This window comes from Bradyrhizobium sp. LLZ17, assembly GCF_041200145.1.
Lineage (GTDB): Bacteria > Pseudomonadota > Alphaproteobacteria > Rhizobiales > Xanthobacteraceae > Bradyrhizobium.
In genome coordinates this window covers 6,880,262-6,898,854 of record NZ_CP165734.1, presented here as the reverse complement: position 1 = coordinate 6,898,854, position 18,593 = coordinate 6,880,262, and the positions used below count along the sequence as shown (strand labels likewise).

Here is an 18,593-nt window from a genome sequence, read left to right as displayed (position 1 = left end):
GTTTGTGCACTGCCCACTCCGGTGCTATAGCCTGTTTTCGTCCTTCCCGACCCTGTGCTGCACGAGACCGAGATGGCTGGCTATTTTCAACGCCAACTGGCGGATTATGTCGAATACCACCGCGATCCCTGGAATTGCGTGATGCATGTGGTCGGCATTCTCCTGCTCTTCACCGGTGCGACGCTGCCGCTGACGCTGGTCCATTTCCAGATATTCGGGATCGAGGTGAGCCTGGCGGTGATTTTGGCCCTGCCGGTGCTGGTATATTGGCTGATGCTGGACGCCGGGATTGGCCTCGGCATCCTCGCGGCGATGATCGTGCTGCTTTCGGTCGCAACCGCAATCGGCAATCAGGTCTCGCTCGCCATCATGTGGTCGATTTTTGCGGTGCTGATCGGGTCTGGTATCGCATCGCAGATCGTCGGCCACAGGGTATTTGAGGAGCGGCAGCCGTCAATGGTCGACCACCCCACCCATTTCCTGCTTGGACCGATGTTCGTCATGGCAAAATTATTCATTGCACTGGGTTTTCGTCGCGATCTCGCTGCGATTCTCGCGCCTCTTCCGACCAGCTCCCTTTCAACCCGATAGCTTCCAGAGCGGAACAGCAAACCTTCTTCATGACTCTCGTCCTGGTTACCGGTGGCAGTGGTTTCATCGGACAGCATCTCGTCGAAGCGCTCCGCGCCCGTGGGCAGCGGGTGCGCGTGCTCGACGTCCGGCCGCCGGCCGCGGCGAGCGCGGACGTTGAATATGCGCAGGGATCGGTGCTGGATAGTGGCGCGGTCGATGCCGCGGTTGCCGGCGTCGATCAGGTCTACCATCTCGCCGGCCTGCCCGGCATGTGGGTCGCCGACAAGCAGGCCTTCCACGACGTCAATTACCGCGGCACCGAGGTGGTGCTCGCATCCGCGATGAAGCGCGGCGTGTCGCGCTTCCTGCACTGCTCGACGGAATCGATCCTGTTTCCCTATTCGAACCTCAATGGCACGCCCGCCGAAGAGGCTCTGCAGCCGGCGGACGCGATGCCCGGCGCCTATACGCGCTCGAAGTCGCTCGCCGAACATCACGCCGCGAAGGCTGCGGCCGCGGGCTTCCCGCTCGTGATCGGCACGCCGACCATGCCGATCGGCGCCGCCGACCACAATCTGACGCCGCCGACCGCGATGCTGTGGTACTTCCTGCAGAAGAAGGTGCAGCCGCATCTCGACTTCCTGGTCAATCTCGTCGACGTCCGCGACGTCGCCATGGGCCTGGTGCTGGCGATGGAGCGCGGCCGCGCCGGCCAGCGCTACATCCTCGGCGGCGATTGCGTCCGGCTCGGCCAGATCCTGAGGATGATGTCCGCGATGAGCGGCCGCCGGCAGTTTCCGGTCGTCGTTCCCGGCAGGATCGCCGAGTTCTCCGGCATCCTGCTCGAATATCTCTCCGATCACGTCACGCGCCGGCCGCCGAACGGCACCGCCGAAGGCGTGCGCATTGCGCTTGCCGCGAGCGATCTTTCGATCGGCAAGGCGCGCACCGAGCTCGGCTATGCGCCGCGCCCGATCGAGCCGGTGCTGCACGAAACCATCACCCATCTGCTCGCCCGCAACGGCCAGCAGCCCTCCGACGCCATCAAGCATCACGCGCTGTCCTCGCGCGCGAGCTGAGGCCGCCGCCCAAACCAAAGAACCTTTCCGCATGTCCTTCGATTTCAGCAAACTTCTCTCCGTCGCCTGGGGCGGCTGGACCACGGCCTGGCCGACCGAACTGCTGGCGCTGATCTGGCTCGCCTTTCTCGCCAGCTGGGTGGGCGCCTCGTTCTGGCAGGGCCGGACCAAGAAGCAGGTCATGACGCTGGAGTCGCAGCGCTACAGCCTGCCGATCCTGGTCGGCGGCATCCTGTACACACCGTGGGTTGCGGAGATCCTGGGCTGGAAGCCGCTCTGGGTGCTCGGCAACACCGGGATCGCCTTCGCCGCGATCCTCTCGATCGCCGGCATCGCCTTCGCCTGGTGGGGCCGGCTGCATCTCGGAAAATTCTGGTCCAACACCATCACTCACAAGGAAGACCACCGCGTCATCGACACCGGCCCTTACGGCATCGTGCGTCACCCGATCTACACGGGATTGATCTTCGGCATGCTCGTCACCGGCATCGCGATCGGCATGGTCACGACGATCCTCGGCGCCATCCTGATCTCGCTCGGCATGTGGCAGAAGGGCCGGATGGAAGAGGTGTTCCTGTCAAAGGAGCTCGGCGAGGATGCCTACGGCGCCTATTGCCGCCGAGTGCCGATGATCATTCCGTTCTTGTCGCCGCGCTGAGGCGCGGAGCGACGGCGCGACCGTTGCGAGCGTAGCAAGCGCCCACATCTCCCAATGTTGTCCCGGCCTTCGCCGGGACGACACGGAGAGTTTTTCGCGCACGCAGCCATCTCCCGGACAAGGAACCGCCCCCTCCGCTCGCCCGTTAGCCGCTCGAAGCATGCAATAGCTGCAGAGCATCGAGCCATGTCGGACGCCTACGAATATTTTCGCGAGCACGCGGTCACCGCCGTCCGCAAGGCGCGGGCGCTGCCGCGGGGGCGGACGAAGCAGAAGCAGCGCGTGGTCGCGCGGGTCTATCATCTCCTGTCCAAGGAGGCCGCGCTTGCGCCGAACATCCATCACCTCGACGAGTTTCGCGCGGCGCGCGGGCTGGAGCGGCAGATCGGCCGCTGAACGCCTGCTGTCCATGCAAATTCGGTCGGCTGCCATTCCACGACAATAAAGCTGCACTGAGTTCCGCGAAGGTTGACCTTTTCGTCGCCACCAAGTTGGATGCGCGCGCAAACAGGGGCCTCTCATGACTTTTTCCAGCATCTTTGCGCAATTCGTCGCATTCGTCGGCGGCCTCGCGCTGCAATGGCGAAAGCTGTCGGGGACCGCGCCCGCCCCGGCCTGGGGCGAGGCGCCGGCGATTCCCGAAGCAAAGCCGCAAGGGGCGCTGCCGACCCTGAAGATGCCCAGCGCGCGGGGCTGGAGCGAGGGCCAGAAGCCGACGGCCGCGCCCGGTCTCAAGGTCAATGCGTTCGCCACCGGCCTCGACCACCCGCGCTGGATCGAGGTGCTGCCCAATGGCGACGTTCTGATCGCCGAAGCGACGCAGATCGCAGGCACCCCGCGGAGCGTGTTTCACTACGCGATGCAGGCGACGATGCGCCGGGCCGCGGCGCTCGGCGTCAGCGCCAACCGCATCACGCTGTTGCGCGACAAGGACGGCGACGGCGTCGCCGAAATGCGCGGCGCCTTCATGGAAAACCTGAGCCAGCCGTTCGGCATGGCGCTGGTCGGCGACACCTTTTATGTCGGCAACACCGACGGCGTGATGGCGTTTCCCTATGTCGCGAATGCCGACCGCATCACCGCGCCGGGCAAGCGGCTCACCAATTTCAAGCCGAGCGGACACTGGACCCGGAGCCTGCTGGCAAGTCCCGACGGCAAGAAGCTCTATGCCGGCGTCGGCTCGCTCACCAACATTGCCGAGATGGGCATGGAGGTCGAGCAAGGCCGCGCCGCGGTCTACGAGCTCGATCTCGAGGCCGGCACCCATCGCATCTTCGCCGGCGGTCTGCGCAATCCGGTTGGATTGGCCTGGGAGCCAACCACGAATCTGCTGTGGACCGTCGTCAACGAGCGCGACGGGCTCGGCGACGAGACGCCGCCGGACTATCTCACCTCGGTGCGCGACGGCGGCTTCTACGGCTGGCCCTATTGCTACTGGGGCAAGACGGTCGACGATCGCGTCCCGCAGGATCCGGCGATGGTCGCCAAGGCGCTCACGCCCGATTACGCGCTCGGCGGCCACACCGCTTCGCTCGGCCTGTGCTGGATGCCGGCGGGCACGTTGCCGGGTTTTCCGGACGGCATGGTGATCGGCCAGCATGGCTCATGGAATCGGAGCACGCTGTCCGGCTACAAGGTGGTGTTCATCCCGTTCGAGAACGGAAAACCCTCCGGCCCGGCGCGCGACATCCTGTCGGGCTTCCTGGCGCCGGACGAGAAAGAGTCCTACGGCCGCCCGGTCGGCGTGGCGATCGGCCCGGATAAATCGCTGCTGATGGCCGACGACGTCGGCAACGTGATCTGGCGCGTCACCGGCGCTTGAGAATCACGTCCCCACGGACAGCGTGGCGCGCTGCTTACGCAGCAGCGCGATCACCGACAGCGCCGTGATCAACCCGGTCTTGGGATTTTCGGACGGGATGTTCTCGATGGCCATCGAGAAGCGCGCGGAATCCGCCTCGACCTCGATGCGGTGAACATTGCGCGTCACGGTCGGGTCGGCCCAGATCTCCACCTGCGTGCGATCGGGCCCGACGCCGGCGAGCGACAGCGCCACCGCGACATTGAGATTGGCCGGAAAGCCTTTTGCAGCCTCGCGCGCCGTGCCCTCGAACAGCTTGAGCGGCTCGCGCAGATGATCAATGTCGATATTGTTCTGGACGATGAACGGCGCGCCCTTCAGCCCGTCCATCGGCTTGCGCGTGACCATCTTCACCGAATGGATGGTGCCGACCGCGGCGGCGTTGACCGCATCGAGGCCGATCAGCGCGCCGGTCGGCACCATGATGCGGCCGCCATTGGCGCGGGCGAGATCGACCAGATCAAAATTGTCGAGCAGTCCGCCGACGCTGACGACGACTGCGGCCTTGCCGCGTTTCACCGCGGGCTCGACGATCGCGCGCAGTTGGCTGCTCGGCGCGCATTCGACGACGATATCGGCGACGTCGCCGAGTTGCTCGATCGGCAAAACCAGCGGCGGATGGCGAAGGCTTTTCAGGAAAGGCTGATGCTTTGCGGCATCGCGCACCGCGACGGCCGAAAGCACCAGCCCCTCGATGCCCTGATCGAGCGCAGTCGCGATCTTGCTGCCGATCGAGCCCAATCCGGCGATCGCAACCCGCAATTCGTTCGAAGCTTTCTGACCGGTCATCGCATCGCACCTTCTGTCCAGGCCAACGTCATAGCTCCTCACGTCTCCCGCGCATAGCTGCGCAGGCATACGGCTGCCAGCGGCAGCCCGCCGACGGGCTTAATTCGTTGCCGGCCTGCTCGTTCTCTCAACGTGCTCACCCTGCTATTGTCGCGGGCGCAGACCGCGCCCGCCGAACCCGTCACGCAATCCCACTGATATCCCTAACGGAGCTTTTCCATGCGCACCCATTCGATTGCAGCGATTCCCGCTGATGGCATCGGGCCCGAGGTCATCTCGGCCGGAATTCGCGTGCTGGAGGCACTTGCAAAACGCAGCGGCGATATCGCCTTCAATATCAAGACGTTCGACTGGGGCTCGGACTATTACAAGAAACACGGCGTGATGATGCCGGCCGACGGTCTCGCTGAACTCAAGAAATTTGACGCGATCTATTTCGGCGCGGTCGGGGCGCCCGACGTGCCCGACCACATCACGCTGTGGGGCCTGCGCCTGCCGATCTGCCAGGGTTTTGATCAATACGCCAATGTGCGGCCAACCAAGATCCTCCCGGGCGTTGCCTCGCCGCTGCGCAATGTCGGCGTCGGCGATCTCGATTGGGTGATCGTGCGCGAGAATTCGGAAGGCGAATATGCCGGCATGGGCGGCCGCGCTCATCGTGGCCTGCCGGAAGAAGTCGGCACCGAAGTGGCGGTGTTCACCCGCGTCGGCGTGACGCGGATCATGCGCTATGCATTCAAGCTGGCGCAGTCGCGCCCGCGCAAGTTCCTGACCGTGGTGACCAAGTCGAACGCGCAGCGCCACGGCATGGTGATGTGGGACGAGATCGCGGCCGAGGTCGCGGCCGAATTCCCTGACGTCGCCTGGGACAAGATGCTGGTCGACGCCATGACGGTGCGCATGACGCTGCATCCGAAGAGCCTCGACACGATCGTTGCGACCAACCTCCACGCCGACATCCTCTCCGACCTCGCCGGTGCGCTGGCGGGCAGCCTCGGCGTGGCGCCGACCGGCAACATCGATCCGCAGCGGCGCTTCCCTCGATGTTCGAGCCGATCCACGGCTCGGCGTTCGACATCACCGGCAAGGGTATCGCCAATCCGGTGGCGACGTTCTGGACCGGCGCGCAGATGCTCGAGCATCTCGGCGAGAAGAACGCCGCGGTGCGGCTGATGGCGGCGGTCGAGCGCGTCTGCGCGGCCGGCGTGCTGACACCCGACGTCGGCGGAACTGCGTCGACGAAAGAGGTGACCGACGCCGTGATCGACGCGATCAACGGGTCGAATGTTTAATCTTGACTTGACGTCATGGCCGGGCTTGTCCCGGCCATCCACGATCTTTCCCGCGGCAACAAGAACGTGGAAGCCCGGGCCTTCGCCTCCACGAAGCGGCTCGGCCGCGCAGGCGGGACAAGCCCGGGCATGACGAGTTTCAACCGCCCGCAGCTTTCGGAGAGATAAAACGCCCTACTTGCGCCTGGACGGAGCCGGCGGCGGCACCGCCATCGCGGCGGCGGTGTCCGGCGGCGTCAAATGACGCGGGACGATGATCGACTGGCCGGGGGTGAGCGGTGCGTTCTCCGGCAGCGAGTTGCTCTGCGCGAGCGACCACAGCGGCACGCGATTGGCGGCGGCGATGCTCTCCATGGTGTCGCCGCGGCGCACCGGCAGCCGCACGCCGCTATCCCACAATTCGACCAGCGTATCGCCGGGCACGAGATAGCGCAGCGGTACGGCATCGGCCTCGGTCTGGGGCGGAATGCGCGGCAACTGCGTCACCATCTCGAGGATCTGGCGATGGATGTCGTCGGACTTCTCGATATTGATGTGGCTGACCCGCGAGTTCTCCTTGAGGTCGTAGCTCGCATAATGGCCACGGAAGCCCGGCACCGCCACGACGTTACCGCCGCCAAGCACGCTGTCGGAAAGGAAGATGTTGATGAAGCGCTCGACATTGAGCGGCACGTCGTCGGTCGCATGCGCGGGGTCGATAGTGATGACGAGGCTGATCGGAATGTTCTCCTTGGCTGCCATCTCGGCGATGATTACCGAGCACAACCCGCCCATGGAATGGCCGATCAGCACGATCGGCGCCGGCGATTCCTTGTAGCTCGCGATAGCGCGATTGCCGATCCATCGGCAGATGGTGAATTCATAGACGTCAGCCGAAAAACCGGCCTGCGTCAGCTTCTCGCTGAGCCGGTCCATGCCGGTCGAGAAGATCGGCCCCATGGCGCCGCGAAACAGGTAGATTTTCGGGGGTGGCAGCGGCTCGGCCGGCGGAGGCGGCGCGGCGGCAGGCGCGACCGCGGCGGGCTTGGTCTTGGCGGGCGAGCCTGCGGCCATGCCGGTGCTGAAGGCGAGCAGCGCAATCGCTGCCAGCACCACAATTCGCCTTGAATCAATCATCAGTCCAGCAGTCCCACCGCGGCAGGCAAAGGCCTCCCCCGGGGGCTTAGTGACGGCCGAATGGGTGGAATTTGGGGCACGGACACAGCCGCCGCGCCAGTAGGCTCGCGATATCTTCGACAGCGGGCTGAGCGCGGGCCGCTAGCGCATTGGATTACGCGCTGCGGCCCAAACCGATTGTCCGCCTCGACGTGAGCGCCCGGCCTCAGTTGTGCGCCGGCGCAATGGCCGCCGCGGCTCGTGCAGGCCTTGGCGCGCCGGGCTCGGCAACCGGTGCCGGCGCGCGCGACCGCGCGATCGCGGCGTCGATCTCGGCGATCACGCGGCGCTGGATCGCCTCGTTCTTGTCGATCGTGATGTGGCCGACGCCGGAGCCGCGGACATCGACATTGTCGAGCTTGCCGCGAAAGCCGTTGGCTGCACGCACAGGCTCGCCGGGACCGTCGCCGATATAGATGTTGATGTAGCGCTCGGCGCCGGTGGTGAGCTTGGTCTTGAACACGGAATCGAGGCCGATCGCGAGCTTCACAGGCACGCCGAGGCGGTTGAGCTTGGCGATCATGTCGGGTAGCGCGGTCGCACCCGAGGAATGCCCGACCAGCACGATGGTCTTGAGCCGGCCGGCCTTGTAGTTCGTTGCGGCCTCATCGGCGAGCGAGGACCAGGAGACGAAGTTGGCAACCGTCACCGGGATGCCCTGCGCCTCGAGCCTCGAGCCGATGGTGTCGAGCCCGAGCGAGAAGATGTTGAGCACGCCACGAAGCAGGTAGACATGCGTGCTGGCGGCTGCCTGGCTGGGCGCCGCCTTGGCAGCGGTCGGGCTCATGGCGATAGCTGACAGCAGGAGCAGGCAGATCGCCCACATGCGGATGGTGGACAACTGGCTGATGCCGGCTGTGTGACGGCCGTTCGGTCTCATCGATCTTTTCCCTGGGGACACTTCGCAATTGGCCGGAATCGTAGCCATGGCCCGCTCGCAGACGCAACAAAGAGCCGCGTGAGCGACGATCTTAGCCGCAACCCGTGACCATCGCGCAACAACTTGCCTGAAACGTGCCCTTGAAGGGCCTGTTTTGAGACCATTTTTCTCTCGCCAATTGCGACCGGGCAAAGCCCTTCCTATTTCAGGGCTCCGCTGGTCTGCGCCGACACGGCGCGGGTTCCAGCGCCTCCCTTCCCCCACCTCACGGCCATCATGTCCTCCGTCATCTCCGTCGCCAATCTGTCGAAAACCTATGGGTCCGGCTTCAAGGCGCTCAAAAACGTCAATCTCGAGATCAAGCACGGCGAGATCTTCGCGCTGCTCGGTCCCAACGGCGCCGGCAAGACCACGCTGATCTCGATTATCTGCGGCATTGCCAATCCGAGCGAAGGCAAGGTTTTGGTCGGCGGCGAGAACATCCAGACCTCCTACCGCAAGGCGCGCTCGCTGATCGGGCTCGTGCCGCAGGAACTGCACACCGACGCCTTCGAAAGCGTGTGGGCGACCGTGAGCTTTTCCCGCGGCCTGTTCGGCAAGCCTAAGAACCCGGCCCATATCGAGAAGGTGCTGAAGGACCTGTCGCTCTGGGACAAGAAGGACAACAAGATCATCACGCTCTCCGGCGGCATGAAGCGCCGCGTGATGATCGCGAAAGCGCTGTCGCACGAGCCGCAGATCCTGTTCCTGGACGAGCCGACCGCCGGTGTCGACGTCGAGCTGCGCAAGGGCATGTGGGAAGTCGTGCGCACGCTGCAGCAATCCGGCGTGACCATCATTCTCACCACGCACTACATCGAGGAAGCCGAGGAGATGGCCGACCGCATCGGCGTCATCAACAAGGGCGAGCTCGTTCTGGTCGAGGACAAGGCGACCTTGATGCAGAAGCTCGGCAAGAAGCGGCTGACGCTGCATTTGCAAACCAGGCTCAGCGCGCTGCCGGACAGCCTCGCCCAGTACCAGCTCGACCTCTGCGACAGCGGCGCGACGCTGGTCTACGACTACGACACCAAGGGCGAGCGCACCGGCATCACCAGCCTGCTCAGCGATCTCCGCGATGCCGGCGTCCGCTTCAATGATCTCGACACGACGCAATCGTCGCTCGAGGACATCTTCGTCGATCTCGTGAGGACGTCATGAACCACCGCGCTGTCCTCGCCATTTACCTGTTCGAAATGGCACGCACCTGGCGCACGCTGCTGCAAAGCATCGTCTCGCCGGTGGTTTCGACCTCGCTCTATTTCGTGGTGTTCGGCGCCGCGATCGGCTCGCGCATCAGCCAGGTCGAAGGCGTCAGCTACGGCACCTTCATCGTGCCGGGCCTGATCATGCTTTCGGTACTGACCCAGAGCATCGCCAATGCCTCGTTCGGCATCTACTTCCCGAAATTCGTCGGCACGATCTACGAGATCCTGTCGGCGCCGATCTCCTATTTCGAGATCGTGCTCGGCTATGTCGGCGCGGCCGCGACCAAGTCGATCATCCTCGGCCTGATCATCCTCGCAACCGCCGGCTTGTTCGTGCCGCTGCACATCCAGCATCCGATCTGGATGCTGGTCTTCCTGGTCCTGACCGCGGTGACCTTCAGCCTGTTCGGCTTCGTCATCGGCATCTGGGCCGACGGCTTCGAGAAGCTCCAGATGATCCCGATGCTGGTGGTGACGCCGCTGACCTTCCTCGGCGGCAGCTTCTATTCCGTCGACATGCTGCCGCCGGCCTGGCGCACCGTGGCGCTGCTCAACCCGGTCGTCTATCTGATTTCGGGCTTCCGCTGGAGCTTTTACGAAATCGCCGACGTCAGCATCTTCGTCAGCTTCGGCATGACGCTGGCGTTCCTCGCGATCTGCCTGGGCGTGATCTGGTGGATTTTCCGGACAGGATACCGGCTGAAGAATTGACCGAGGCTCGTCATCCCCGGGGGCGCCTTGCGGGCTCCCCAGAATGACGGCGGTGAAAGCTCACCTGTAGCAGCGGAAGTGGTGATAACCATCATAGTAGCCGCGGCAATGGCGGCGGCCGTGATAGGGAATGCCCAGGATGCCGTCTACGGCACCGACGGCGCCACCGACACCGGCGCCGACGACACCTCCGACCGCGCCGCCCACAGGGCCCGCAATCCGGTTACCCTCGTAGGAGCCCTCCTGGGCACCGCGCACGATGCCCTGGGCATGGCCGGGATACGGCAGCGACAGCAGCGCGAGAAGGACGGCTGCACCTGCGAAAACCAGGCGGACAGGCAAACGCGCCGGTAGATGCGCGGCGGCGATACGGGCTTTGTTCATCTTCGATCCCAGGGGTGAGCAGGCGGCGGAAGCCGCCTGTCGAGGCAAGCCATGTTCAACGCCTGGAGCGGCCAAATGGTTGCACCTTTGTGACGAATTGTCGGCGTTGTGAACGCACAGCCCGCTCGCGAAAATGTCAGCACCGCCGCAGGCGACGCGGCACAAAGCGGCCTTGCTTACGCCCGGCATCACGTTAACGATGGCGGGAACGTTAGCTTGGCAGGCCGCTGGAACGAAAGCCGGATTGCAGGCATAATGCACGCCGGGGGACGGAGAGCCGCGGCGCTTGCAAGGACAGGCCGGAGGCCAGACGTCAGATGCGTTCCTTTTTCATTGCTTTCACCTCCTTGATGTTTTTGAGCGCGGGCACCGCGCAGGCCAAAGTCGACATCACCATCGACAAGGACAATCAGCAGATGACCGTCGCTGTCGACGGCGTCACGCGCTACCACTGGCCGGTGTCGACTGGCATCCCCTCGCGCGAGACGCCGAACGGATCATTCCGCGCCTTCCGCATGGAAGAAGATCACTACTCCAAGGAATTCGACGACGCACCGATGCCGCATTCGATCTTCTTCACCAAGATCGGGCACGCCATCCACGGCACCGACTCGGTCGGCCGTCTGGGTACGCCGGCCTCGCATGGCTGCGTGCGGCTGTCGCGCCAGAATGCCAGCACGCTTTATGCGCTGGTGCAGGAGCAGGGCGTGCTCAATACCACGGTGACGTTGACCGGCTCGGCACAGGTGGCGCTGGCCCGCAACCCGCGCGGGCGCGCCAACAATGCAGTGGCCCGCGCCCAGCAGCCCGCCGACGAGCAGCAATATGCAACGACCGGCGATCCCGTGAATCTGACGCCGCCGGCACAGCCTGCCCGCCGCTACATGCCGCAGGATGACAACTACATCTATCCGGCCGACGGCAGCGACACCGGCGCACGCTACCCGGCGCCGCGCATGACCAGCCGCGCCTACGGCGCGCAGGTCTACCAGCAGCAGCCGCAGCAATCTTACGACCAGGGCTACGGCCAGCAGGGCTATTACTATCAGCAGCAACAGCCCCGGCCGTATTATCAGCCGCGCGGCTATTACTACCAGAACTGACACTATCTGAACGCCGCGTCGCCGCGGCCAAATCCCTCCAGCATGCCGCGCCATCAGCCCTGCGGCACCGCGCTGGCGCGCTGGTGTCGACGGCAAGGCCTGCAGCCTGTTCATCAATTGAGCAGCCGGCGACGCAGGAAAGCAACAGTCCCCAACCTTTGGCGCCGCGGGGTTTCGGCTAAATTGACAAGCTCGGGGTCGCCCGTATTGTCTTTCCCATTATTTCTGGGAGATCACATGACTCGCGAGCAGATTTCGGATTTCTGCGTTAGTGCGCTAGCCAATCTCCTGCGAATTTCGACGGACCGGGTCGATACCTGCACAAAGTTCAACCGTCTCGGCCTCGATTCGGCGATGCTCGTCTACCTCATGATGGAACTTGAGGAGAAGCTCGAGCTCGAACTGTCGACGGACGACTTTTACGACCACCCCACGGTCGAGGCGCTGTCGCGATTTCTGGCGGACAAGCGCGCTATCCGCTCCGCCGCCTGAGAGCGGCTGAGCCGGCGCAACCCGGATGCAAACCCCTCGCTCGCTGGTGGCGCTGCTGGCCCGCCGTGCGGCGGACCAGGGCAACGATCGCGCCTATGTCTTCGTCTCCGATCGCGGGACGGAGGAAGCGGTCCTCACCTTCCGCCAATTACATGACGCCTCACGCGCGCTCGCGTCGCGCCTGACAATGGTCGCGCAGCCGGGCGAGCGCGCCATCCTGGTGTTTCCGCCCGGCATCGAATTCATGGCGGCATTCTTCGGCTGCCTGATGGCTGGCATTATCGCCGTGCCCATGATGATGCCGCGGCGAAACAGCGCCCGTGACGCCAGCGCCGCCATCCTCGCCAATTGCGAACCGGCGATTGCGCTGACCACCTCGGCCTTCGCGCTGCGCGGCGATTTGCAAGCGCGCTTCGCGCAGGAGAACATCCGGTGGATCGAAATCGATCTCGCCGCGGACGCCAGCGCAACGGTCGACCTGCCCGAGCCGGCACCGGACGACATCGCCTTCCTGCAATACACGTCAGGCTCCACATCCGAGCCCAAAGGCGTGATGGTAAGCCACGCCAATCTGCTCGCCAATCTCGAGATGATCCGGCTTGCGCTCGGCAACACCAGGCGATCGACATATGTCAATTGGGTACCGCTCTATCACGACATGGGGCTGATCCTGAACGCGCTGCAAGCGCTCTATGTCGGCGCGCCTTGCGTGCTGATGGCGCCGAACGCTTTCATGCAGCGGCCGCTTGGCTGGCTGCGCACGATCTCGCATTATCGCGCGGAAGTGGCGTGCAGCCCCAATTTCGGTTTCGACCTCTGCGTCAGCCGCTATCGCGCCGATCAGATGCAGGGCATTGACCTGTCCTCGCTCAAAGTTGCGCTCAACGGCGCCGAGCCGATTCATGCAGAAACCATTGAGCGGTTCATCGCGACCTTCGCGCCGCACGGATTCGATCCGCGCGCGATGTATCCCGCTTACGGCATGGCGGAGGCGACCCTTCTGATCTCGGGCGGGACGCGTGGGGGCAGCCATCTCACACGCAGCGTGGGCCGCGCAGTGCTCCAGGCGCATGTGACGGAGGCGCCGACCGATCCCGACGATGCGCAGATCGTGGTGGGCTGCGGGCGCGCGCTTGCCGGCGAGCGGATCGCGATCGTCGAGCCGGAACGCCGCACGCGCCTGGCGGCCGATCGCGTCGGCGAGATCTGGGTCAGCGGCGCCAACGTCGCTCGCGCCTATTGGCGCAACGACACGGCCACGCACGAGGGCCTCGGTGCGGAGATCGCCGGCGAGACCGGGCTCTGGCTCCGCACCGGAGATCTGGGCTTCCTCGCCGCCACCGGCGATCTGTTCGTCACCGGCCGCATCAAGGACCTCATCATCATCCGCGGCATCAACCATTATCCGCAGGACATCGAGCGCACCGTGCAGTCGCTCGACGATGGCTTGCGCGAAAACTGCGGCGCGGCATTCTCGGTGTCGGACGAGAGCGGCGAGGAAGCGCTCGTCATCGTCCAGGAGGTCGAGCGCACCGCCCGCCACAGCATCGATCCGGCCGAGATCAGGGGCCGGATCCGCGAAGCGATCGCCGATAGCCATGAGCTCTCCGCACGCCACATCGCGCTGATCCGTCCCGGCGCGCTGCCCAAAACCACCAGCGGCAAGATCCAGCGGAAGCTGGCGCGCAAGCTCTGGCTTGACGGCAGTTTCGAGGAGATCGTCTGATCCGGCGACGGCTCAGAAGTCGATCCTCGCCCTCTCGCCGTCACGCAGGCTCGCGACAACGCCCTGCTCGATCGCGCCGGCCAGCTTCGAGCGGTAGTGGATGAAGTCGGCAAAATTGCCGCGATCGCGGGTCAGCTCATTGTCGACGCGATAGCTGACGAAATTGCTGCGCGGCCGCCCCACTACGATCGTCCTCAATGCCGCGTCGCAGGCGGCGCGGTCCAGCGCCAGATCCGTGCCGGGTTTTGGTACGGTGGCCGCAAAGGTGGGCGGGACGACGATCACGATCGGCACATTCGCCGGCAACTTTCCGACGATCTCCGCTAGCGCGGCGATCTCGGGAAACCTCACCCGCATCTCCGGGGACGCAGCCGGGACGGGATCCCTGGGCCATCCGACCTCCCTGAATTGGCCTGGTGGCCAGATGTCCTCGTAGCTGACGAAACCATCCGGGTTCATCCGTTTCCGCCAGCCAAGCCCGATGCTGAGCCGCTGAAACGCCTGCTCGATCGCCTGCCAGGACATCAGCCGCGCTGCATAGGTGACGAGGCTCTTGTCGTAGAGCCAATAAGGGAACGGAACGCCCTCGTCCTTTGGCCGCGTATGCACGCACCAGCCCGGATCGGCTGCGATCACCAGCGCGCCGACTTGCTCATGGTGCCGCAGGAAGAAGTCGAGCACGGCGAGCTGCTCGCGTGGAATCGCGCCGGTCATATAGAGCTGCACGAAGCGCAAGCCTGTGGCCCGCGATAGCGTGGCCGGCTCGATCATCTGCGCGGTTGAATTGCCGAGGATAGCGGCGTTGAAATCCGGGTCTCGCGCGCGGCTCGCAGCCGTGATTTGCGTGAGGCGGTTGTCGACGCCGTTGATACCGAGCAGGCCGAGCTTGCCGCTGTCATAGGGATCGACCAGCACCATCAGCGCGAGCACGAGCGACGCAGCGCTGATCAGCGTGCCGAAGCACGCCAGCAGGCTCCGGCCCCAGCCCGGGTCGGTCTCAGAACTTGAAGTAGACGAACTCATGGAGATCCCGACCACCCATCTGGAGCAGCAATGCGAACAGGACAATGCCGAGCAGGCCCGCGAGCCACGGTTTCGGACGACGCGTGAACACGGCCACGATGTCCTGACTGGCCGGCAACAGGAAGGCAAGCAGCGGCGCTGCGATCAGCGGCCACAGATGCTGTCCGCGCCCGAGCGGCGGCGGCTGGAGAAGCCCCGCGAAGACATGCCAGGCGGCCTCGACCGATCCTGCGCGAAAAATTACGCCCGTTGCGAGCACAAACAGCACGGTGAGCGCCCAGCCCAGCCATGACGGAAAATCAGGTCCGTAGCGGCGCCACAATGCGCAGGCGACCAGCGCCACGCTGTGCAGCACGCCCCACAGCACAAAGGTCCAGCTCGCGCCGTGCCACAAGCCGCAAAGGGCCATCGTCATCAGCATCGCGCCGAAGAACTGGACCGGCAGCCAGCGGCGCGGCAGCAGGCGCAGATTGATCAGTGGATAGAAGACGTAATCGCGCAGGAACTGCATCAGCGTGATGTGCCAGCGCTGCCAGAAATCCTGGATGCTGGTCGAGCGCAACGGCGCATTGAAATTGTAGGGCAGCTGCACGCCGAACAACAGCCCAAGGCCGATCGCGATGTCGGAATAGCCGGAGAAGTCGAACAGGATCTGGAAGGAGAAGCAGAAGGCGAGCCAGGCATCGCCGTTTCCGAGCGGCTCGCTCGCAGCCTGGATGTAGATCGGGTCGAGCAGATGCGCGATGCTATCGGCGATCACGACCTTCTCGAACAGGCCGAGCGCGATGAAGCAGGTCGCGACACAGAACTGCCGCTGCCAGCCCGGCACGTAGACCGGCTTGCCGAACTGATGCATCACCTCGGACCAGCGCGCCAGCGGCCCGGCAATCGCCTGCGGGAAGAAGCTGATGTAGAGCGCGTAGCGGTCGAGCGGACAGAGCGGCGCCTTGCCGCGCTTCAGGTCGACCAGATACATGATGTGGTGGAAGGTGAAGAACGAGATGCCGAGCGGCAGCCCGATATCGAGCGTCGGCAGCCTCGTGCCCAGCACGACGCCGACATTGGCGAGCACGAAGTTGGCGTATTTGAACAGCGCCAGCACGCCGATATCGACCAAGATCACGAGCGTGAGAAGCGCCGGCCATTTCATGCGGCCATAGGCGATCGATGCGAGCCAGTTGATTGCGATCGAGGCGATCAGCAGCAGGATGAAAAACGGGCTGCCCCAGGCATAGAAGGCCAACGACAGCGCGACCTGCACACCGATGCGCAATCCCGGATAGGGATCCGCCAGGCGGTAGATCAGCAATGCCGCCGGCAGGAAGACCAGGAGAAAGGGGTAGTCGTTGAACAGCATCGGTGCAAGGCCGCATCATCGCCGGCAACGCCGGCGATGATGCTCAGCCCGTTTCCAGGTCGGGCGCAGCGTCGCCCGGCTGCCGCAGCGTGCGCCGGGCGATCTTGTCCTCGCTCGGCACCTTGACGTCCCAGGCGAGCCCAAGCGCCTCCAGCGCGCGGATGAAGATGAAGCCGGCATCGAACTCGAACCAGCGCAGACCGAAAGCGGCGGAATATGGAAAGGCGTGATGGTTATTGTGCCAACCCTCCCCCAGGCGAGCCAGGCCATCACGCCGAGATTGCGGCTGTTGTCGTCGCGCGTAACGAAGGGCTGCGCGCCGAATGTGTGCATGACGGAGTTGATGGCCGACATGGTCTGCTCGACCACGAACATGCGCACCACGCCGCCCCAGAGCAGCCCGCTCAGCGCACCCCATGCGCTCATTGTGGCAAGCCCGCCGATCGCGGCCGGCAGCAGCAGCCCGAGCGCGACCCAGCTATAGTAATAGCTGTTGACGGCGACCAGCATGCGGTTCGCCATCAGGTCAGGTACGTAATGCGCGACGTTGGGATAGTCGTGCTCGATCATCCAGGTCAGGTGCGCATGCAGGAAGCCACGCAAGCGGCCGAGCACGCCGTCGCCGTGCAGAAGCGGCGAATGCAGATCGCCTTCGTGATCGGACAGTTCGTGATGGCGCCGGTGCATCGCCGCCCAGGACAGCATCGGGCCGCGGCCGGCCATCGATCCCATGATGATCAGGATCGCGCTCATCGCAGTCGAGGTGGCAAAGGCGCGGTGGGTGAACAGGCGGTGATAGCCGACGGTGAGGCCGAGGCCGGTGATCAGCCAAAAGCCAAAGAACAGGCTGAGCTCCGTTGCGCCGATCGGTCGGTAGAACAACAGGCCCACAGCGACCAGGGTGCCGACGAACGGCAGCACGTCGAAGACGATGAAATGCCGCCGCTGCATCTTGCGAAAATGCCGGCTGCGGATGATGCGGTGGTCGCGTTTCAGCTGCACTGTCGGGATTCCAAGGCCGCTATGAGTACATAGCCGCCGGACGAGCGCAATCCAAGCCGCGGGCGAAGCTTTCAACAGCCGCAAAAGCCTGTAGAATGGGCCACCGACGCCAAAATGCGTTTAATTCCAACCCTTTTCGCTTGCCCTTCGAGACACCATGCCATCACCTGCTGCGACCATCTTGACCGTGCTGTTATCTCTCATTGCAGGACGCGCCATGGCTCTTGATTCGACTTTCGATCTCGAGGCGCATCGCGGCGGGCGGGCGCTGCTGCCGGAAAACACCCTGCCGGCTTTCGCCAACGCGCTCTCGATGGGCGTGGACACGCTGGAGCTCGACGTCGGCGTGACCGCCGACGGCGAAGTCGTCGTGTCGCATGAGCGCGGGCTCAATCCGGATTTGGCGCGGGATGCGAACGGCGCCTATGTCGCCGCGCCCGGCACGCCCTTCGTGAAACTGCAGTTTGCCGATGTCAGGACCTACGACGTCGGCCAGCTTCGGCCCGACAGCGCCTATGCAAAGCAATTCCCCGGCCAGCGCACCATCCCGGGCACGCGCATTCCCACCTTGCGCGAGGTGTTTGCGCTGGTGCGAAAGTCCGGCAACACACGGGTGCGGTTCAACATCGAGACCAAGATCGATCCGGACCATCCGGATCAATCCCTCGACCCGCAGGCCTTCGTCGCAAAGCTGCTCGGGCTGATCGAGGCCGAGCAGTTCTCCGATCGCGTCATGATCCAGTCGTTCGACTGGCGAACGCTGCTTCTCGTTCAGCAGCAGACACCGGCGATTCCGACCGTGTACCTGACGCTGCAGCGCGGCCCGGCGCCCACCATCGCGCTCGACAAGCCGAGCAACTGGACGGCGGGCTTCAGCCCCGCCGATCACGGCGGCTCGCTGCCGCGGACGATCAAGGCCGCGGGCGGTGCGATCTGGTCACCCTATTTCGGCGATGTGACGGTGGCGCTGGTCTCGAGGCCCATGCGCTCGGGCTGCGCGTCGTGGTCTGGACCGTCAACAAGCCTGAGGACATGGCGCGGATGATCGAGACCGGGGTGAACGGCATCATCTCGGACAGGCCGGACCTGTTGCGCCAGGTCGCCGGCGAAAAGGGCCTCGCGTTGCCGGCAGGGACGCCGGTCGAACCGTAACGTTCGTCCGCCTTGTAGCCCGGATGGAGCGCAGCGAAATCCGGCAACGGCGCCCGCCACCTGCGAGCGGCCCCGGATTACGCTACGCTCCATCCGGGCTACAAACTAC

General features: G+C 64.6%; 17 protein-coding genes and 2 pseudogenes. 12 read left to right on the top strand and 7 right to left on the bottom strand.

Annotated elements, in window-relative coordinates; all coding sequences use genetic code 11:
- The first annotated feature begins 54 nt into the window (after positions 1-54).
- The 5 genes from AB8Z38_RS33060 to AB8Z38_RS33040 all read left to right on the top strand — a co-directional run bounded on the left by AB8Z38_RS33060 (position 55) and on the right by AB8Z38_RS33040 (position 4,132).
- Positions 55-591, top strand: a complete 537-nt coding sequence (locus tag AB8Z38_RS33060) for a DUF962 domain-containing protein (RefSeq protein ID WP_369721761.1) — start codon at positions 55-57, stop codon at positions 589-591.
- A gap of 29 nt (positions 592-620) precedes the next feature.
- Positions 621-1,652 carry an NAD-dependent epimerase/dehydratase family protein gene (locus tag AB8Z38_RS33055; RefSeq protein ID WP_369721760.1) on the top strand — a complete coding sequence of 344 codons (1,032 nt, stop codon included), beginning with the start codon at positions 621-623 and terminating at the stop codon, positions 1,650-1,652.
- Positions 1,653-1,683: 31 nt separating this feature from the next.
- Positions 1,684-2,310, top strand: a complete 627-nt coding sequence (locus AB8Z38_RS33050; protein WP_369721759.1) for an isoprenylcysteine carboxylmethyltransferase family protein — start codon at positions 1,684-1,686, stop codon at positions 2,308-2,310.
- 186 nt (positions 2,311-2,496) lie between these two features.
- Positions 2,497-2,706, top strand: coding sequence for a hypothetical protein (locus AB8Z38_RS33045; RefSeq protein WP_369721758.1), 210 nt, complete (start codon positions 2,497-2,499; stop codon positions 2,704-2,706).
- A 124-nt stretch (positions 2,707-2,830) separates the two neighbouring features.
- Positions 2,831-4,132: a sorbosone dehydrogenase family protein gene (locus tag AB8Z38_RS33040; protein ID WP_369721757.1), complete on the top strand. Its 1,302-nt coding sequence runs from the start codon at positions 2,831-2,833 to the stop codon at positions 4,130-4,132.
- Positions 4,133-4,135: 3 nt separating this feature from the next.
- On the opposite strand, the gene AB8Z38_RS33035 is transcribed toward AB8Z38_RS33040, so the two are convergent.
- Positions 4,136-4,960 carry an aspartate dehydrogenase gene (locus AB8Z38_RS33035; RefSeq protein ID WP_369721756.1) on the bottom strand — a complete coding sequence of 275 codons (825 nt, stop codon included), beginning with the start codon at positions 4,958-4,960 and terminating at the stop codon, positions 4,136-4,138.
- A 219-nt stretch (positions 4,961-5,179) separates the two neighbouring features.
- Here AB8Z38_RS33035 and AB8Z38_RS33030 point away from each other — a divergent pair.
- Positions 5,180-6,252, top strand: a pseudogene (locus AB8Z38_RS33030) (tartrate dehydrogenase).
- 174 nt (positions 6,253-6,426) lie between these two features.
- Here the strand turns inward: AB8Z38_RS33030 and AB8Z38_RS33025 are convergent.
- Together AB8Z38_RS33025 and AB8Z38_RS33020 are read right to left on the bottom strand one after the other, a co-directional pair.
- Positions 6,427-7,368, bottom strand: a complete 942-nt coding sequence (locus tag AB8Z38_RS33025; protein ID WP_369721755.1) for a LysM peptidoglycan-binding domain-containing protein — start codon at positions 7,366-7,368, stop codon at positions 6,427-6,429.
- 205 nt (positions 7,369-7,573) lie between these two features.
- On the bottom strand, positions 7,574-8,287 hold the full coding sequence (locus tag AB8Z38_RS33020) for a hypothetical protein (RefSeq protein WP_369721754.1): 714 nt from the start codon (positions 8,285-8,287) through the stop codon (positions 7,574-7,576).
- A gap of 276 nt (positions 8,288-8,563) precedes the next feature.
- Between AB8Z38_RS33020 and AB8Z38_RS33015 the strand changes: the two genes are divergently transcribed.
- Positions 8,564-9,487, top strand: a complete 924-nt coding sequence (locus AB8Z38_RS33015; protein ID WP_369721753.1) for an ABC transporter ATP-binding protein — start codon at positions 8,564-8,566, stop codon at positions 9,485-9,487.
- Complete coding sequence (locus tag AB8Z38_RS33010) at positions 9,484-10,245, top strand: ABC transporter permease (RefSeq protein WP_369721752.1); 762 nt, start codon at positions 9,484-9,486, stop codon at positions 10,243-10,245. Before AB8Z38_RS33015 ends, AB8Z38_RS33010 begins: the two co-directional genes overlap by 4 nt.
- Positions 10,246-10,305: 60 nt before the next feature.
- On the opposite strand, the gene AB8Z38_RS33005 is transcribed toward AB8Z38_RS33010, so the two are convergent.
- Positions 10,306-10,629 (bottom strand): hypothetical protein, encoded by a 324-nt coding sequence (locus tag AB8Z38_RS33005; protein ID WP_369721751.1) that lies wholly within the window; start codon positions 10,627-10,629, stop codon positions 10,306-10,308.
- A 317-nt stretch (positions 10,630-10,946) separates the two neighbouring features.
- On the opposite strand from AB8Z38_RS33005, the gene AB8Z38_RS33000 reads away from it, so the two are divergent.
- The 3 genes from AB8Z38_RS33000 to AB8Z38_RS32990 all read left to right on the top strand — a co-directional run bounded on the left by AB8Z38_RS33000 (position 10,947) and on the right by AB8Z38_RS32990 (position 13,950).
- On the top strand, positions 10,947-11,732 hold the full coding sequence (locus AB8Z38_RS33000; RefSeq protein ID WP_369721750.1) for a L,D-transpeptidase: 786 nt from the start codon (positions 10,947-10,949) through the stop codon (positions 11,730-11,732).
- 237 nt (positions 11,733-11,969) lie between these two features.
- Positions 11,970-12,224: an acyl carrier protein gene (locus AB8Z38_RS32995; RefSeq protein ID WP_369721749.1), complete on the top strand. Its 255-nt coding sequence runs from the start codon at positions 11,970-11,972 to the stop codon at positions 12,222-12,224.
- A 25-nt stretch (positions 12,225-12,249) separates the two neighbouring features.
- A complete protein-coding gene (locus tag AB8Z38_RS32990; RefSeq protein WP_369721748.1) occupies positions 12,250-13,950 on the top strand; it encodes a fatty acyl-AMP ligase in 1,701 nt (566 codons plus the stop codon).
- A gap of 12 nt (positions 13,951-13,962) precedes the next feature.
- On the opposite strand, the gene AB8Z38_RS32985 is transcribed toward AB8Z38_RS32990, so the two are convergent.
- Genes AB8Z38_RS32985 through AB8Z38_RS32975 form a run of 3 tightly spaced genes read right to left on the bottom strand, consistent with a single transcriptional unit; the run spans position 13,963 to position 17,332 of the window.
- Positions 13,963-14,973, bottom strand: coding sequence for a hypothetical protein (locus AB8Z38_RS32985; RefSeq protein WP_369721747.1), 1,011 nt, complete (start codon positions 14,971-14,973; stop codon positions 13,963-13,965).
- On the bottom strand, positions 14,948-16,330 hold the full coding sequence (locus AB8Z38_RS32980) for an MBOAT family protein (RefSeq protein ID WP_369721746.1): 1,383 nt from the start codon (positions 16,328-16,330) through the stop codon (positions 14,948-14,950). Before AB8Z38_RS32980 ends, AB8Z38_RS32985 begins: the two co-directional genes overlap by 26 nt.
- A gap of 15 nt (positions 16,331-16,345) precedes the next feature.
- A complete protein-coding gene (locus tag AB8Z38_RS32975; protein ID WP_369721745.1) occupies positions 16,346-17,332 on the bottom strand; it encodes an acyl-CoA desaturase in 987 nt (328 codons plus the stop codon).
- Between the two features lie 157 nt (positions 17,333-17,489).
- Between AB8Z38_RS32975 and AB8Z38_RS32970 the strand changes: the two are divergent.
- Positions 17,490-18,484 (top strand): annotated as a pseudogene (locus tag AB8Z38_RS32970) (glycerophosphodiester phosphodiesterase).
- Positions 18,485-18,593 lie beyond the last annotated feature (109 nt).

Bases quoted from the DNA above. Each gene is read 5' to 3' on its own strand.
- AB8Z38_RS33035 (WP_369721756.1), bottom strand. From the start codon at position 4,960: ATGACCGGTCAGAAAGCTTCGAACGAATTGCGGGTTGCGATCGCCGGA.
- AB8Z38_RS33050 (WP_369721759.1), top strand. From the start codon at position 1,684: ATGTCCTTCGATTTCAGCAAACTTCTCTCCGTCGCCTGGGGCGGCTGG.
- AB8Z38_RS32995 (WP_369721749.1), top strand. From the start codon at position 11,970: ATGACTCGCGAGCAGATTTCGGATTTCTGCGTTAGTGCGCTAGCCAAT.
- AB8Z38_RS32990 (WP_369721748.1), top strand. From the start codon at position 12,250: ATGCAAACCCCTCGCTCGCTGGTGGCGCTGCTGGCCCGCCGTGCGGCG.
- AB8Z38_RS33025 (WP_369721755.1), bottom strand. From the start codon at position 7,368: ATGATTGATTCAAGGCGAATTGTGGTGCTGGCAGCGATTGCGCTGCTC.
- AB8Z38_RS33020 (WP_369721754.1), bottom strand. From the start codon at position 8,287: ATGAGACCGAACGGCCGTCACACAGCCGGCATCAGCCAGTTGTCCACC.
- AB8Z38_RS33040 (WP_369721757.1), top strand. From the start codon at position 2,831: ATGACTTTTTCCAGCATCTTTGCGCAATTCGTCGCATTCGTCGGCGGC.
- AB8Z38_RS33015 (WP_369721753.1), top strand. From the start codon at position 8,564: ATGTCCTCCGTCATCTCCGTCGCCAATCTGTCGAAAACCTATGGGTCC.
- AB8Z38_RS33005 (WP_369721751.1), bottom strand. From the start codon at position 10,629: ATGAACAAAGCCCGTATCGCCGCCGCGCATCTACCGGCGCGTTTGCCT.
- AB8Z38_RS33055 (WP_369721760.1), top strand. From the start codon at position 621: ATGACTCTCGTCCTGGTTACCGGTGGCAGTGGTTTCATCGGACAGCAT.
- AB8Z38_RS33045 (WP_369721758.1), top strand. From the start codon at position 2,497: ATGTCGGACGCCTACGAATATTTTCGCGAGCACGCGGTCACCGCCGTC.
- AB8Z38_RS32980 (WP_369721746.1), bottom strand. From the start codon at position 16,330: ATGCTGTTCAACGACTACCCCTTTCTCCTGGTCTTCCTGCCGGCGGCA.
- AB8Z38_RS32985 (WP_369721747.1), bottom strand. From the start codon at position 14,973: ATGAGTTCGTCTACTTCAAGTTCTGAGACCGACCCGGGCTGGGGCCGG.
- AB8Z38_RS33000 (WP_369721750.1), top strand. From the start codon at position 10,947: ATGCGTTCCTTTTTCATTGCTTTCACCTCCTTGATGTTTTTGAGCGCG.
- AB8Z38_RS33010 (WP_369721752.1), top strand. From the start codon at position 9,484: ATGAACCACCGCGCTGTCCTCGCCATTTACCTGTTCGAAATGGCACGC.